15 protein-coding genes and 2 pseudogenes are annotated in these 15,336 nt (G+C 66.8%); 12 read left to right on the top strand and 5 right to left on the bottom strand.

Annotated features, from left to right (window positions below; genetic code table 11):
- A partial coding sequence (locus tag B118_RS0122275) for an IS110 family transposase (RefSeq protein WP_028193477.1) occupies positions 1-449 on the bottom strand: 449 nt, incomplete at its 3' end.
- Positions 450-940: 491 nt separating this feature from the next.
- Between B118_RS0122275 and B118_RS33200 the strand changes: the two genes are divergently transcribed.
- From B118_RS33200 to B118_RS0122260, 3 genes are all read left to right on the top strand, one after another.
- Complete coding sequence (locus B118_RS33200) at positions 941-1,252, top strand: hypothetical protein (protein ID WP_238324097.1); 312 nt, start codon at positions 941-943, stop codon at positions 1,250-1,252.
- A gap of 957 nt (positions 1,253-2,209) precedes the next feature.
- Positions 2,210-2,944 carry a DddA-like double-stranded DNA deaminase toxin gene (locus tag B118_RS31045; RefSeq protein WP_029122321.1) on the top strand — a complete coding sequence of 245 codons (735 nt, stop codon included), beginning with the start codon at positions 2,210-2,212 and terminating at the stop codon, positions 2,942-2,944.
- A complete protein-coding gene (locus B118_RS0122260) occupies positions 2,944-3,375 on the top strand; it encodes an Imm1 family immunity protein (protein ID WP_028193475.1) in 432 nt (143 codons plus the stop codon). Before B118_RS31045 ends, B118_RS0122260 begins: the two co-directional genes overlap by 1 nt.
- A 1,257-nt stretch (positions 3,376-4,632) precedes the next feature.
- Here the strand turns inward: B118_RS0122260 and B118_RS28930 are convergent.
- On the bottom strand, positions 4,633-4,971 hold the full coding sequence (locus B118_RS28930) for a hypothetical protein (RefSeq protein WP_033671690.1): 339 nt from the start codon (positions 4,969-4,971) through the stop codon (positions 4,633-4,635).
- A gap of 235 nt (positions 4,972-5,206) precedes the next feature.
- Complete coding sequence (locus B118_RS33945) at positions 5,207-5,428, bottom strand: NUDIX domain-containing protein (protein ID WP_162173369.1); 222 nt, start codon at positions 5,426-5,428, stop codon at positions 5,207-5,209.
- 75 nt (positions 5,429-5,503) lie between these two features.
- On the opposite strand from B118_RS33945, the gene B118_RS0122250 reads away from it, so the two are divergent.
- A complete protein-coding gene (locus B118_RS0122250; RefSeq protein ID WP_027648901.1) occupies positions 5,504-6,193 on the top strand; it encodes an N-acyl homoserine lactonase family protein in 690 nt (229 codons plus the stop codon).
- 534 nt (positions 6,194-6,727) lie between these two features.
- Here B118_RS0122250 and B118_RS33735 read toward each other — a convergent pair.
- Positions 6,728-6,961, bottom strand: a pseudogene (locus B118_RS33735) (site-specific integrase); the annotation flags it as partial.
- Positions 6,962-7,251: 290 nt separating this feature from the next.
- Here B118_RS33735 and B118_RS0122235 point away from each other — a divergent pair.
- The 7 genes from B118_RS0122235 to B118_RS0122205 all read left to right on the top strand — a co-directional run bounded on the left by B118_RS0122235 (position 7,252) and on the right by B118_RS0122205 (position 12,797).
- Positions 7,252-7,707 carry a WapI family immunity protein gene (locus B118_RS0122235; RefSeq protein ID WP_027648899.1) on the top strand — a complete coding sequence of 152 codons (456 nt, stop codon included), beginning with the start codon at positions 7,252-7,254 and terminating at the stop codon, positions 7,705-7,707.
- A complete protein-coding gene (locus B118_RS33195; RefSeq protein ID WP_238324095.1) occupies positions 7,704-8,099 on the top strand; it encodes a hypothetical protein in 396 nt (131 codons plus the stop codon). Before B118_RS0122235 ends, B118_RS33195 begins: the two co-directional genes overlap by 4 nt.
- Before the next feature lie 78 nt (positions 8,100-8,177).
- On the top strand, positions 8,178-8,474 hold the full coding sequence (locus B118_RS0122225; RefSeq protein WP_027648898.1) for a phosphopantetheine-binding protein: 297 nt from the start codon (positions 8,178-8,180) through the stop codon (positions 8,472-8,474).
- Positions 8,444-9,010 carry a PadR family transcriptional regulator gene (locus tag B118_RS0122220; protein WP_027646603.1) on the top strand — a complete coding sequence of 189 codons (567 nt, stop codon included), beginning with the start codon at positions 8,444-8,446 and terminating at the stop codon, positions 9,008-9,010. Before B118_RS0122225 ends, B118_RS0122220 begins: the two co-directional genes overlap by 31 nt.
- A gap of 300 nt (positions 9,011-9,310) precedes the next feature.
- Positions 9,311-9,772 carry a hypothetical protein gene (locus B118_RS0122215; RefSeq protein WP_027648897.1) on the top strand — a complete coding sequence of 154 codons (462 nt, stop codon included), beginning with the start codon at positions 9,311-9,313 and terminating at the stop codon, positions 9,770-9,772.
- Positions 9,769-10,494 carry an ABC transporter ATP-binding protein gene (locus tag B118_RS0122210; RefSeq protein ID WP_033660457.1) on the top strand — a complete coding sequence of 242 codons (726 nt, stop codon included), beginning with the start codon at positions 9,769-9,771 and terminating at the stop codon, positions 10,492-10,494. Before B118_RS0122215 ends, B118_RS0122210 begins: the two co-directional genes overlap by 4 nt.
- Positions 10,491-12,797 (top strand): FtsX-like permease family protein, encoded by a 2,307-nt coding sequence (locus B118_RS0122205; protein ID WP_027648895.1) that lies wholly within the window; start codon positions 10,491-10,493, stop codon positions 12,795-12,797. The genes B118_RS0122210 and B118_RS0122205 overlap by 4 nt, the downstream gene beginning before the upstream one ends.
- 434 nt (positions 12,798-13,231) lie before the next feature.
- On the opposite strand, the pseudogene B118_RS28920 reads toward B118_RS0122205, so the two are convergent.
- Positions 13,232-14,549, bottom strand: a pseudogene (locus tag B118_RS28920) (ISL3 family transposase).
- Positions 14,550-14,877: 328 nt separating this feature from the next.
- Here B118_RS28920 and B118_RS34065 point away from each other — a divergent pair.
- Positions 14,878-15,042: a GFA family protein gene (locus tag B118_RS34065; protein ID WP_475247203.1), complete on the top strand. Its 165-nt coding sequence runs from the start codon at positions 14,878-14,880 to the stop codon at positions 15,040-15,042.
- Positions 15,043-15,336 lie beyond the last annotated feature (294 nt).

The raw sequence follows: 15,336 nt of genomic DNA, 5'->3' as shown, positions 1-15,336 counted from the left end.
ATCCGGGTGGCCTCGCCAGCCAGGTCGTCGTCGAAGCCGACGAGGACTTCGAGTTCGGCGAGGGCTTCATCGCCGACGTCGACGCGGCGCAACGTGTGCGGCAGCGTCCGGGCAGCGTCGGCGATCACGTAGGCGTCGCGGGCGTCGGTCTTCGCGCTACCGGGGTGCAGGTNGGCGATCCGGCGCATCGCCAGTCCGGGCAGGTAGGCCACCTGATGACCGCAGGCCCGGGCGACCGCGACCGGCAGGGCACCGATGGAGGCGGGCTGGTCAACCACCACGAGGACCTGACCGTGGCGGGCGAGCTTGTCGAACACCTGCCGCAACTTTGCCTCGGTGTTGACCAACGTCGCGTCGTGCAGCCGCTTGCCGTCCCGGTTCAGCGCGACGGCGTGGTGGCCGTCCTTTCCCACATCGAGACCGAGAAACACCTGATAATCGCCGTGCACCGCATCGCCTCCGCGCGACGTCTCCTCCGCTCGGTCGCCAGTCTGGCGTCGACTGCCGGCACCCACGTTACGAAGAGACCTACCCCAACACAGCGGGTGGCCGTGTCCCTATCAGCGGTCCGCCGACGCCACCCGGCCCGGCGACAACACCCCCCGGATCATCCGTACGACAGGGGCAGTAAGTCATACCGGGCCAGGCGACCGAGCAGTCCCCGGCTGGGGACGATCAACAAGGTAACGGGCGCAATGGCCGGGCCTGGGCCTGCATTCGGCTGGGACGACGAGGGCCACCTGTCGGTGGCGTACGTACGCTCTGAGATGCTTGCGCCGCCTGAGTCATCCCTTTGGACGCCGGTACGAGGGCCCGTGTGGGCGGGTCGGCGGCGCGATAGACGCGTGCGGGGTACCACATTCACCTGTTGATCGTCTCGTTGTCCACAGGTCGGGTAGTTATCCACAGAGCGCGGATGGTGTGCTGTCGACGTGTCGGCGTGAAGTGCAGGGTGCTCGGCATGTACTGCGTGTACGAGTGGGATGCACACCGTGACCTGGTGAAGGTGACTGCGGCGGACGGGTTCGGCCTGCGTTGGTGCCAGGTGATGAACTGGGCGGAGTGGCAGCGAGTCGCCGACCAGGCGGCGACAGCCGGCCAGCTCGACCTGCTGGCGTTTCGCGCGCTGGTCCTCCGGGTTCTAGAGGGCGAGTGGAGCGGGCCGCGACCGGCGGGCGTCCCTGGTGCGAAATCCACCGCTGGCCGCCGGGCCGCTCATCGCCCATCAGGAGCCGGTCGCCGACGACGGTAATGTCGGGGCTGGCCCCGAGAGCGGCTTGCGGGGGCAGTCGCGGCTATTGGCAGCGGGCGCTCGCAGGACCGGTCGTGAGCTGGTCAGAGGGGCGGGCCCGAGCACATTGGGCTTGATCAGCACAGCCCCGCTACCGTAGGGCTGGTCAGGGCGGCCACGGGGGGAGCCGCCCTGACCAGCGATTCCGTAACGGTACGAGCGATCTGATCGAGGGGCAACCGGCTGAGCGCCGGGCTGAGCCGGCAGCCGGGATGGAGAGGTTCCTCTGCTCGGTGTGCTGGACTCGCCGGCCGGTGGCGATCAGCTCGACTGGCCGGGTCGGCTCGGACAATGCCACGAATCGTCCCACGCACACGGGCAAGGACGCATCCAGCGAGGGCCCTGGGCTGCTGAGCCGGGCTTAGTGGCGGTTTCCAGCGCTGATGGTGGGTGTCAATCCTGCGGGAGTATCTGTAGATCCGCGGTCATTCGGCTGGCCACGCCGGCGTCGATTTCCACTCCGTGGCCAAACGACCAGTCACCGTTGCGTCGCGGGCGCAGCCGGCCGGTTCGTTTCGCTCTGGCCAACAGTGGACAGCGTTGAGATAGATCGCCTGAGGGGCCCGGCAGCGGGTCTCGAGGTCAAGCGACGTGACCGGCCTGCTGCCTCCGCTAGCGTGAGAGCTGGTCAGGGCGGCCACGGGGGGAGCCGCCCTGACCAGCGATTCCGCATACGGTACGAGCAATCTAGTCGAAGAGCAACCGGCGGAGCGGCAGGCTGAGCCAACAGCACGCCCTCGCAGAACGCTGGGGCCATACGGCCCTGACGGGACCACTGGACTGGCTTGTGACCTCCACCGGCAGCACCGGTCGCGTTTCGAAAGGCACCGGTTTCTCCGCCGGGCCGTTGAGGGCGTGTAGCGGCATCGACCGGCCGGTACGCTTTCGTTTCATGTGCTGGGGAGCCGGCCGGTGAGCATGGCCTCGGTCGCCGCCGGGCTGCGCACGGTCCTGGACGGCATTGCCCGGACACGGGCAGGGGCGGCGGCTGGTATCGAGGCGGCGGTCCGGGCCCGCGATCGGCTCACCGCAGTAACCGCGTCCAGTCGGCACGCGCTGGTCGACCAGGCCTTGCAGCACGTCACGGCCGCGATCGAGCGCCTACAGGTGGCAGACCGGGACGCGGCCCTGGCAGCAGCTGCCCTTGTAGCGTATGGCCGCACTCTCGGCATCACACTCCCGGCACCACCCCCAGCATCGGCTCCGACGCGCGGCGCTGCCCCGGTGCCGTCCTGGATCCGGCAGGCCGGACAGGATCTGCCCACTCGCCCCGATGATCACGGCCCGACCCACGGCCAGGCATTCGACTCGACCGGACGCCCGCTATCGGCCGAGCCTTGGAGAAGCGGACGCAACATCGCATCCACCAGCGACCTGCGTCCGATTCCCGGGCTGAAGGGGTTTCCGTGGACGCTCACTGATCATGTGGAGTCACGCGCCGCTCAGCAGATGCGCCGTCCCGGCGCGCCGCGCGAGGTCAGTCTCGTGGTCAACAAGGAGCCCTGCACGGACGACCCGTACGGTTGCGATCGGATACTGCGACACATCATCCCGGCGGGTTCGCGTCTCACGATCTACGTGCAAGATCCGAACGCTCCGGCTGGGGTGCGAACGGTCGGCCAGTACGAGGGAACCGGAAAGGGGATCGTGTAGTGAGCTACGTCGTCACGTGGGGTCGGGGTAACCGCCGGCCCGGCTCCACCATCGCGGAGGTGGACACCGCCCTCAACGACGCCGCCGCGTCCGGTGTTCCGCAGGTCGTCGGGATCTACCCGCCGCAGCACCTGGCTGGTGACGCTTCTCCTTGGGATGCACCGCTGCCGCCGGCGCTGCAGATCGGCGTGGGACATCCGGACCGGTCGTTTGTGCTCTGGCTCGGCCCCGAAGGCGGGATCGGCGTCGAGGCGGGCGTGCCACCGTGGCCGGACGGCACCCCGGACATCGCCTTCGACTACGGCGGCGACGCCGTTTTCGCCGGCCCCGACCGAGCCCGGGTCACACCAGACACCGCTCGGCAGGCCGCTCGCGAGTTCGTCCGCACTGGCCAGCGCCCGACCTGCGTGCAGTGGACAAACGAACAGTAGGCTAGAAGCGGACTGCTCTAAGCTCACATCGTTGATGGCTGGTTGCCGACATTTCACAGTGTCTTTTACCCCGTGTGTGCCCGGCAGACTCCTTGACCCCCAGGCAACCAACACGGCTCCCTGAGCTGCTGTTTCGTGGCCCTTGACCTGAGGACGCGACCTGCCATCGCCTGTGCTTGTCCACTCGCGTCCGCACCGGTCGTCACTCGGTTAGCCACCCAGCCTGCTCGTTTTCGTCGTCCACACCGCCAGGTAAGCCGGTACCGCACCAGGGGCAGTACCGGATGGTGATGGATGAGATTCGGGGCTGGGTTGGGTATTTCAGCAGATCGACGGGAAGTCACTCTCGTCGCGAATCGACCCGATGCGGGTGCTCGATGAGATTACCGTTAGGCTGTCTCCGGCGCTTGACCTTCGCCACTTCCGCAATGGAGTGAAGGAGGTGATACGCATTGCTCCAGTGTTCGTGCGAGCAGGATCGACCAGTCCGACGGGCCGTGATGTTTCTGCAGGCAGCGGCATCGCTAGCGGCTCTATGGCGCTACCTCGGGTTGTAGCCCTGTGGGGGCGGCCTACCTAGATTCCGCCTAGGTAGGACACCGCACCACAGGGCCGCACCTGGCGGCTCTCGGCCCGGAACTCGGGCCGGGAGCCGTTTCCTTTCTCGGGCCCCGCCGCGAATCGACCCTGGTCAACCGCGTGGTTTCCGGCCATAAATCGCCCTCCAACGGTTGACTATTTATGACCGAGTCAGCATACCGTGCGTTGACTCATTCCTTGCCAGGGACTAGCGCCATTGGCGTCACCGATCAACGCACGGGTTCCGGCCGTGCCGCTCCTCCGCCTGGGCCGCTTCCTCGGCCGTCTCCGACGGAACCCGTCGAGGGCGTGCCGGTACCCGGGCGCGTCGACGCCCCCACTACCAGGCCAGCCCCTTGATCGTCTCGTTGTCCACAGGTGACGCGAGTTATCCACAGGGTGTGATCGGTGGGCTGCGGACGCACCACCATGGGCGCAGGGTGTTCGCATGTACTGCGTATACGAGTGGGACGAGCGCCACGGCTTGGTGACAGTGACTGCGGCGGACGGGGCCGGCCTGCGCTGGTCGCCAGGTGATGACCTGGCCGGAGTGGCAGCGGGTTGTCGAGCGGGCCGCAGCGGCGGGCCAGCTCGATCTGCTGGAGTTCCGGCCGCTGGCTCTGTGGGTTCTTGACAAGCGGAACAGGCCAGCGCCGCAGAGCCGTCGTCGTCAGGGATCTACCGCTGGTCGCCGGGCCGCTCGTTCGGTGCGGCCAGCCAGCCGCCGACGACGTTGAGGTCGGCGGTGAGCCCCTGCACGAGAGTGCAGGGGTCCGCGTCCGGCCGGTGTGGCTCCCCGCACGGGCAGACCCAGATACCGGCCATGAGCCCTTCGATGGCGCGCGTGAGCACGCGACGCGAGTACACGAGCGTCCTTGCGCTGATGGTCAACGGCTCGTTGTCCTCGTTGGTCCTGAGCTCCGCGCCGATGCCTACGATCGCGTCGGCAGCGTCGGTCAGAACGCCAGCGGCGTCGGCGGGATCATTGCCGATTCGCCCGGTAGCTAGCTTGCACATGCAGTACGGCTCGTGTCGGTTGCGGGCCGACCTGCTGGTCGCATGCGGGCTCCTGTGTTCAAGATCAGTCCGCGTGGATAGTCCGTGCGTCCGTACGGCGGTGTGGGTGAAGATGGAGCGCGCGGCTGCGGGAGGTGGGTTGGGATATCGAGCAACATCGAGCGTACGTCCGGGCCACCGGCGGCGATGCGTGTGTCGGCCGTCGAGCTGGCCCGCCGTTAGGGAGTCCGGCCGGTCATCTCCGTTGACGGCCTGGCCCGGCCTGGCCTGTTCGAGTCGGACGATGAGCACGACGCCTTTCCCGGACTAGTGCGGTGGGGGCGTCCTCGCCCGGCTTGAGCCCGCCACCGGGCATCTCCCGCCAGGGATCGGTGCCCGGACGGTTCGGGTCGCGGGTCAGCAGCAGCAGAATCCGACCGGTGGCACCGACCACGAGTGCACGCGCTGCCTGTCTCATCGCGGCAGATCCTTCCATCGGTTGGGCGGTGTTGCTGACGCGGCATGGTTGCACCGCTCATGCAACCATGAGGCGATGCAGGACTTTTCGGTTCATCGCATTGATTTTGGATATGTCATTCGGCCGAGTGCCGAGACCGGCGGCTCGCCTGCCGCCGTACCCGTGCTCGGGTACCTGCTTGAGAATGACGAACGCCGGATCCTCTTCGACAGCGGCATGGGCACCCATCCGTCGGTCGAGGCACGGTACCAGCCGCGGCGGCGGGACGTCCGAGCCGCGCTCGCCGACATCGGACGGTCCATCGACGACATCGACATGGTGGTCAACTGCCATCTGCACTACGACCACTGCGGCGGCAATCCGGACCTGGCCGGTCGGCCGATCTTCACGCAACGCACCGAGCTGGAAACCGCCCGGACCACCGAGGACTACACGCTTCCGGAGCTGGTCGACGCGCCGGGGCTGACGTACGAGGTGCTGGATGGCGAGACGGAGATTGTCCCCGGGGTCACCGTCCTGCCGACGCCGGGCCACACGCTCGGACACCAGTCGTTGGCGGTGCGGCGTTCCGACGGCACGCTGATCCTCGCTGGACAGAGCCACCGGGACGCGAGTGCGTTCGCTGGCGACTTCGCCAACCTGCGCGCGGACGCCGACGGACACCCGGAGACGCTGGATCCGGCGCCGGCCTGGGTACGGCAGATAGCGCGGCTCGACCCGGCCCGCGTGATGTTCGCGCACGACCGGGCCGTCTGGCTACCCTAACCGCGGCACGTTCACCTGGTTATCTCGAAGTGCAGGCGGGAGACCGCGTCCCGGCTCCACGTGATCGCCTCCGCCCCGGTGGCCCCGACGGCGAGCACGCCCGCGCCCCGCGAACCGGTCGCGCACCGCCATGCCGCGCGGCCGGCACGACCGGGCCCCGTACAGCGAGTCCGCGCGAGATTCCTCCGACCGCTCAACCGGGGCATCCTCCATCGTCCAAGTGCAGGGACCTCCCGAAAGTGCAGGCGACTCCCTGAAGCATAGATAGCAATTCGCCGTACACGCGTCGAGTCCGCTTCTCGGTGGGCGCGGCGCGGTCCGCGGGCACATCCGGCCTCCTACACGACAACTCGGAGCCGACAAACCGTCACAGCCCCACGATTCAGCCGAGCCGATGATCTCGGGGGTGCTCCGTGGGTGCTCGGACGTCGGGGTACTGACACGGACGTACAGGGGATGCAGCCGGATTTGAGGGCCCCAGCGAGAGCGTCCGATAGATCGAGCAGCGCAGAGACATGAGGGCTGTGGGGCGCGGACCTGGGTTGTGGGTCGGATCCTGGTCCGGCTATCGAGCCAGTGCCACAGCCACCGTCGCACGGTCCAGCCCTGCGCGGTGCGGTCTGCCTCGGTGCCGGCCAGCCACTCGTCGCGGGCACGGCGGGCAGCGGCACGTGAACGGTAGCCGCCGCGGCGAACCCGTTCCCGACGGCCAACCAGATTCGTGACCGAGCAGTGGAAATACCAGGTGCCGTGACCACGCTCAGTCAACCGAGGGCATGAACTCTCCAACCGGCGCCGGTTCGCGTCACGGCATCCGCATCGTTTGATGATCACACCAGTGGTAGGCATCGCGCCCCTCCCGTCGTAGTTGGCTACCGGTGCCACGGTGAAGGTCGGGCGCTTCAGACCTGGTGGAACAAACACAGGCCGAGCCCGCGCGGCGTGCCACCGAGCGTGGTCGAGGCGGAGATCGCCAACCCGGGCACCACCGGGGTGCGGGTGATCCTAAACTCCAACGATGACGTGGTCACCGTGATACGCGGGAGGTAGCGGGAGCTGTGACGGACTCCCACCACCCGCAGGTCCTGATCGGACAGCCGGGCGAAGACAGCGTGCTGATCCGGGTGCTCGGCCGGCTGCACCCCGGTGCCGACGACTACTGGGACGGCAACTGGCTGATGAGCCCGGTGGAGATCAGCGCCGGCGGGTTCCGGGCCGACCTGGACGCCGGGCTGCGCGCCGAGGAGCTGCGGGCGTTCCGCGCGAGCTTGGCGCGGATCGACGCCGAGATGTCCGGCGAGGCGACCCTGACCTCGATGGAGGAGTGGCTCTCTCTCACCGTCGCGGTCGCCTCCCGGGGCCGGCTTGCGATCACCGGGCTGGCCAAGGACCAACCGGGCGGCGGCAACGCGCTCCGGTTCGCCGTGGACGGGCTGGACCTGTCCTACCTACCGGCGATCGTCGAGGCGCTGGACGGGATCGAGGCGGCCTACCCGGTGCTGGGTTCTCCATGACCGAGCCGGCCTCCGGCCTCAACCGGCGGGCGGCGCTGCGTGGCGCGGCGGTGCTCGCGGTGGCGGCCGCCAGCCTGGTTGGGGTCGAGCCGGTAGCCCGGGTGCCCCGGCGGGTTCCGGAGCCGACCACCGGGGCCGGGCTGCCGGACATCCAGTTCGACGTGGCCGCCTACTGCGCGCCGGAGCAGGTCTCCCCAACCGGCGGACCGTATGTGATGCCGCCCGTGCACACCTGCTACCTCACCGCCCGGCTGCTGCGCACCCCCACCGTCGCCGACCAGCGGGAGCTGGCCGGAGCACTGACCGCTCTGGAGGAGCGCCACCCGTTCGGTGCCGCCGGCCTGATCACCATCGTCGGGTACGGGCTGCCGTACTTCCGCCGGCTCCCGTAATGGAGGTGGATTCCCGCCACGGCATCACCGTCCACCGGTGACGGCCTTCGGAACGAACCCGAGAGGACGTTCCCCGACATGACCAACGACGTGCCGGCCCGCGTGCTCGAGGTACTGCGCGAGATGCTGAACGATCCGGTGCTCGGTGCCGGCGACGATTTCTTCGCCGCCGGCGGATCCTCGCTGCTGGTGGTGCGGGTCATCGCGCGACTCAAGCAGGAGCGCGTGCAGTTGAGCGCCCGAGCCTTCATCGCCGACTCCCGAGTGGGCGCGATCATGTCCGCTGCGATGCCCGAGGTTCGTGACGGGTTGCCACCACTAGCCACTGAGTGCATAATCCTTGTATGGCCGTGCCGGAGGTGCTACTCGCTCTGATGGAACCACACCCTCTGCATGGCTATGAGCTGCGACAACGCTATGGCGCTCTGCTCGGTTTCCGGCGGCCGTTGCGGTCCGGGCAGATCTACAGCACCCTGCAGCGGTTGCAGCGGGACGGCCTTGTGACCGTCGCTGGCGTGGGTCGTTCGGGCGGTCCGGACCGGACTTTCTTTCAAGTGACCGAGGCCGGCACGAGTGGGCTCGAGCGTTGGTTCTCTGAGCCGGAAACGGTGCAGCAGTACCTCCAGCCTGAGCTTTACGCCAAAGTGGTTCTTGCTTTGTTGACGCAACGAGATGCCACTCAGGTGCTAGACGTACAGCGAGCGGCGCATCGCACACTCATGCGTGAAATGACGAAGATTAAGTCGTCGCAGAGGTCCGAACCGCTGGAAGTGATTGCCGCAGATCTGGCGATTTTCCATCTGGATGCCGACCTTCGTTGGATCGATTCGACTGAGCGTCGGCTGCCCTATATTAGAACTGGCATCGAGGGCCACGCAGTGCCGATCCAAGTTACTGACAACTGTGATTAATTTGCACACTGGGGGATCAGCAATGCGCGCCGCACTCAGGACCTCCTGGTTACCGGAACTGTGCTTATTGCCGCCGGCTGCTCCTCGGATGTGCCGGGGACGTCGAAGTCAGCCGCGTCGACAGCGAACGAGGTAGCGGGCAACCAGGCTCCGGAGGGCTCGATTGAGGAGATCCTCGACCTCATCGAGACGCTGAAGGGTCGTCTTTCTGCCGACGTCAGTAGCTAGCACTTTCTTATCTCGGTCGTGCCTGCCAGGGATGACCGCCAGCGATTCCAGAATTATGAGGAGTTTTCTACCATGCGCCACTCCAACCGGGTACACGTCGCGGGCATCGTTTTCGCCGCGCTTCCAGTATTGGCGGTCGTATCCTGCTCGGAGGGCCGTGACCCCGGGCAGAGGCCGGGGGCCGAGGGCGTTCGTGAGGTCATTCCGCTGTACACGCGCGCCCTCGCCGACGGTGACGGGTCAAAGGCCTGTTCATTGATGAGCATGGCGGCGCAGGAGGCGCTCGCGAAGCGCACCGTCAACGACGGTTGTCTGCAGAGTGTGCAGACGGTTGCCGACGGTCTGGACCCGGCATCGGCCGTAGCGCTGCGTGAGGTGAAGATGAAGGATCCGCAGGTGGACGGTAGTAGCGCCACTGTCGAGCTACAGCTCAACCCCAGCCAACAGGGTGCGATCGATGCCCTGGGTTCCACCACGCTGTCCCTCGTGCAGATTGACGAACGCTGGCACATCGACGCGCTGTCGGCAGAATGAGTCAGAACGTGGAGTTTTCGCCGGGCCACGATAAGGGCGGCACGCCGCTGGTGCGAGCTGAGGGGCTGCGAGTCACGTATGGGTTGACCCGCGCTTTGGATGGCGTTGACCTAACCGTGGAGCGAGGCGACAGTATCGCTATCATCGGCTCCAGCGGATCCGGCAAGTCGACGTTGCTGCACTGCTTGTCCGGGCTGGTGGCGCCCAGCGAAGGGCGGGTGTTGTGCAGCGGCCGGGACGTGAATGTGATGTCTGATAGCGAGCGCAGCTCACTGCGTCGTCAGCGGTTCGGCTTTGTTTTTCAATTCGGACAACTGGTGCCAGAGTTGACAGCTATGGAAAATGTCTCGCTCAACATGCGCCTCAACGGTGTCGGTCGCCGTCCGGCGGAGGAGTCCGCGCGATCCTGGCTGCGCGATCTGGGCGTCGAGGAGCTCGCTCGCCGCCGGCCCGGTGAGATGTCGGGTGGTCAACAGCAGCGAGTCGCCGTAGCCAGGGCGTTGGCCCCGGGTCCAGATATCATTTTCGCCGACGAGCCAACCGGTGCGCTGGACACGGCAAACGGTGAGCTGGTACTCGATCTACTAATTCAGCAGGTCAGCATCCGTCGATGCGCTCTGGTTGTCGTGACGCATGACGACAAAGTCGCCGCGTACGCCGAACGTGAAGTGGTGTTGCGGGACGGCCGGGTGGTTCCGTCCGCGACGGGAGCACCGCGGTGAAGCTGGCAGGCATCGTCGGGCTGACCGCACAGCTAGCCGTAGGTGGCCCGAGGTCGCGTAAGCGATTCATATTGACTGCCATCGTGATGGCAGTGGCTTCGGTCTTCTTACTGATCGGCTCAGCGGCGTTACCTCTCAGCGAGGCCCAGCGCGATCGCGAGGCGGATCGCTCGCCGACGCTGAAGCGCGGTGCGGTGCGATCGGACGGCACGTTACTGACCCGCAGCTGGACCGATGTTTACCTCGACCGCGAATTGAGCGTCAACGAGGTGGCGCCGATCCGATCAGATGCCCCGCCTCCCCCGGGGCTGGAGCGGCTTCCGCGCCCCGGGGAGATCGTCGTATCCCCAGAAGTAGAGGCCGCTCTACGGACGGATGAGCCGTTGCGCGAGCGATACCCACAGTCGATCATCGGCACCGTGGGTGACGCCGGACTGATAGGCCCTCGTGAGTGGACGGTGTGGATCGGGGTAGCCACGGATGCCTTCCCCGTTGACTATTTTCCAGCCTCTGGCTGGGGGGCCAAGCCCGAGGACCGGCCGCCGCTTCCGGGCGGGTTACGGCTGGCCGTGCCGGTCGGCCTCGCGGCGTTGTTGCTGCCGTTGCTGGCGCTGGTCGTCAACGCGGTCCGATGGGGGTCGCCGGAACGGGACCGTCGGCTCGCCGCGCTCCGGTTGTCTGGGATGTCCGCCGTAGAGGTCCGGGTGATCACCGCGGTCGAGATCGGGATGGCCGCCGTTGTCGGCTCGCTCGGAGGAGGCGTGGCTTTCCTGGCGCTCGCCGCCGCGGTCGCGGCCCGGTTACCGGGTGCGGGCGCCTTCCTTACCGACGTCCTGCCGCCGATACCGGCCGCGGCGGCGATCGTCGTGGGCCTTCCGGTGTTCGCTACGGCGACTGCGGTGATCGCACTTCGGCGCGTGGTCGTCAACCCGATTGGTGTTGTCCGGCGTTCGGCCGTTGTCCGGTCGGGACGATGGCAGTTGGTGCCGCTGGCAGTGGGTTTGCTGACGGCCTGCTGGTTGGTCGCCACCGAACGGACTGGCGACGCGGCCGTCGTGCCATTCTTCCTGGCTGCCGCGCTGATCATGATTGGGCTGCTGGTCAGCGCGCCGACGCTCTGTCTTGGGGTCGCCAGTCTGATGTTGCGGCTGGGCCGTGGTCCGGCCGTCTTCCTCGCCGCTCGGCGCGCTCAGGCGTCAGCAGCCACATCCGCGCGGGTGGTTGGCGTCGTCGCCCTTCTGGTGTGTGCCTCTGGCTGGTTCCTCGCTGTGCTGCCGCTCGCCGACGGGGGCAACCCCGCTTCGCTGACTCAGCTGCAGCAACGCCTCGCGCCACACACCTTTTTGGCGTCAGTCGAGCGGGCACCGAGACCGGGCGAGCTGAACCTGCCTGGCGTGACCGGTGTGGCGCATCTGGTCGATGTCGAGCTGGGCGGTTCGGGTGAGGGCTATTCAAGTTTCAACGCGACGGCCGGTGACTGCACCGAACTCTCGTCGGTGCTGCGTAGTCCACTGCCAGCGTGTGGCCCGGGAAGCACGTACCTGGCTCCGGGAGATAGAGAGGGGAACCGGTTGGGCACTGGGGAATCGCTGGCGGCGTACCAGTTCAAATCCGAGAGCCCCGACGGTATAGAGTACGTCGAGCTTGGGCCCGTGCGTCCCGGGAAGCTTATTCATAATGCGCTCGATGGACTGGATGACCTTGCGATCGGTGCAGGGATTGTTCCGGTCTCCCATATTCCGCAGCAGGCGCTCCAGGACGCCTCTGCACAACAGCTTCTGGTCACCGTGTCGAGTAGCGACCCCATCGTCGTCGAGCGGGTGAGAACGGCCATCGAAGGACTACAAGAGGGAAGCCAGCGGAGGGTCCGCGACGTCGAGACGTTGATACGAGATGCGCAGTCAGTGAGCCGCACCTACCGGCAGCTGGCACTGGCCGGACTTGTGCTCGCCTTCGTCGTCTCGACGCTGTCCCTAACAGTGGCCTTGCTAGACCGGCTCCTCGAGGAGCGCCGCGGGATTGCGGCGTTGCGCGCTCAGGGAGTCACCGTTCGAAGCCTACGGCTGATATTGCTGGGACAGACGGCAGCGAACCTGCTGCCAGGTGCACTGGCCGGAATGGTGTGCGCTATCCCGATGATAGAAGCGTTCTCTACCGCCAGTGATGGATCTGAGTTAACCGTGCCATGGCTTCAGCTGGCAGCGATAGCGTCCGGCTGTGCAGTGGCGGTCCTCGGCGCCGTGCTACTGATGCTGCCGGCGCTACGCGAGGCAATCGACACCCGGTTGCTAGTCGTCGATTGACGTCGACTGGGGAGCTGTCGCTATTTTATGCCTGAGATTGGTTCTGGGTGCAGGAAGCATGCTTCCTGCACCCAGAAGCTTTAACTATCCGCACTTAATTCGCTCATGACGGTCGTTTTCGTTTCGGGTGCCACCGCCTAGCACCCACCACCGCCCGTCATTGAGGACGTCGAACCATTGATCGGGCAAGATGCCGTGGTCGTCTACAACCCTTACTGTGCACTTCGTGTCACGGTTGCGGAGTTGGTCCGCACCATCACGGACCGAACCCTGGCCGCCGGCCCCGGTGTGCACATTGGTGAATGTATAGCTGGTGTGCCAGCCTGCCTCCCAGAAGTGCTTCTGGTAGTCGGTGTTGTTAAGGTCTCGGGAGTAGCAGATCTCACCGACATTGCAGTCGAGTAGCCCATCTCCGACATCGGGGCTCTTCGAAGTTAAGCGGGGTTGAGGTGTCCGCGGTGGCGTCGGGTGGTCGCGGTGCGGGTGCGTAGGCGCTGGTTTTCGGGGTTGCGGAAGCCGTAGGCGTCGCGGGCGACGGTCTTGATGACGCGGTTGGTTCCTTCTGAGCCGGCGTTTGGTGATGCCGGTGGTCAGGAACGCGTGGATCTGCGGCCACCAGGTCTCGATCGTGGTGGCGAGCCGGTGCAGTTCGGGCAGGTCGGTGGCGGCGCAACGGTTGTAGAAGCGGTGCAGTAGTCGGTGGACGTGTTCCCGGTCGGGGTGGGTGCGGGCGGTCGCGAGCAGGTCGAGTAGGTCCTCTTTCGCGTTCCACGCGGTGAGGATCGGTGCCCCGATCGTGGTGGGCAGGGTTTCGAGGGTGTCGACGAGGCGGTCGACGTGCTTGCCGGGCATTCGGGCAGCGGAGCGGGTCAGCCGGTTGCGCATCCGCCATTCCGGGTCGGTGCAGCGGCCCCGGCGTCCGCGCTGGGTGAGGGTGACCCGGCGGCGGACCTCGGTGACGGCCCGGTTGGCCAGTCGCACGATGTGGAAGTGGTCGACGACCAGCAGCGCGTGCGGCAGCACCTGTCGGATCGCGGCCTTGACCACGGTGCACATGTCGATCGCCACCGCTTGGATCTGCTCCCGCCAGGCCGGTGGGCGGGCGGCGAGCCAGCCGGTGACAGCGGCGGTGGTGCGGCCTTCGACCTGCGCGAGCAGCCCCTGTCCGCCGGACAGATCGCAGAACCCGACGTGCCAGCGGTCCGCCGTGACCGTCCAGGAGCCGGCTTGGGCGTCCCAGATCCAGTGCGGCTTTCCTCGCCGGACCTCGTCGATGCCGAGCACCGCGACCGGCTCCGGCTCGTCCGGCAATACCGCAGTGGCGTGGGTGGTGAACGCGTCCGCGACGACCGGCCAGGAGACGCCGTGATCGCGGGCCGACTGCACGATCGTGCGGCCGGCGTCGGCGACCGCAGCCCCGGCCGCCTGCCGTAACCGCAGGGTCAGCCGGGCGCGGGCCGGCACCTGGGCGACCTGCTCGGTGAACGACTGAGGCGGACAGGCCGGGGTCGGGCAGTACCAGCGACGTTTACGCCAGCGCAGCCGTACCGGCCGCCCGGCGACCGGCAGGTCCCGCGGCCGGGTCGTCGTCCGCTGCTTCACCTGGCCCGCCGGCTGCCCGCACTTCGGGCAGCATCGTGCCTGCTCACAACCGGTGGATAGGTCCACCACCGGGACACCGGTGGCGTCCAGCTCGACCCGCTCGACCACCAGGCCGTCCAGCCCCAGCAGCCGGGTCGTATCGTTGACCATGCTCGCAGCTCTTCGCTTGTGACCATCCGAACTCGACACTCAGATGATCACCGATGAGCTGCGAGCCCTCCATATCCGGGTCGCCGTCACCCGCCAACCCCGCTCAACTTCGAAGAGCCGTTTTGATCAACAGGTGATCAGGTGCCCGGTCCTCGCGATAGGCCATCTCCGCATTCTGTCCTTTCCACGCCAGCAACCGCAGCCCCACCACACCGCGGATGTCGAGGCGAGGCTCCGGTGGAATGGGATCCTGATGTAGGGGGTCCGATCGGAGACGGCATGACAAGCTTGCAGACCCAATAGCCCACTGCGTGAAGAATACTCGCGAATGTCTGAATCTGTTGTCACTGGAGATAACTTCACTGGCGGCTGCCTCTGCGGCCAGATCCGCTTCACCGTAGTCGGCGAACCCGACTACCCCCACGTCTGCAGCTGTCCCCACTGCCAGAAGCGGGCAGGGGGCGGATCCAGTCATGGGTCAGCTTCCCCCTAAAAGGGCTGCGCTGGGAAGGCAAACCGACCTGGTTCGACACCTTCCCCGACGAGACCAAGCGAGGATTCTGCGCCATCTGCGGCAGCTCAGTTGCAGCAATCGACCACGGCGACACACTCATCGACATCAACACCGCCGCCCTAGACAACCAGGACGACCCCAGACTCGTTCCGGTCAACCATAGCTTCCGCAACCACGCCGTCCCCTGGCTGCCGCAGATCCCCAACACCCAGCCCACCAGCGTCGGCTAGCGCCCCCGCACAGCGAGTCCGCGCGAGATTCCTCCGATCGCCC

Source organism: Salinispora pacifica CNR114 (assembly GCF_000514775.1).
GTDB lineage: Bacteria > Actinomycetota > Actinomycetes > Mycobacteriales > Micromonosporaceae > Micromonospora > Micromonospora pacifica.
This window is presented reverse-complemented; position numbering and strand designations above follow the sequence as displayed.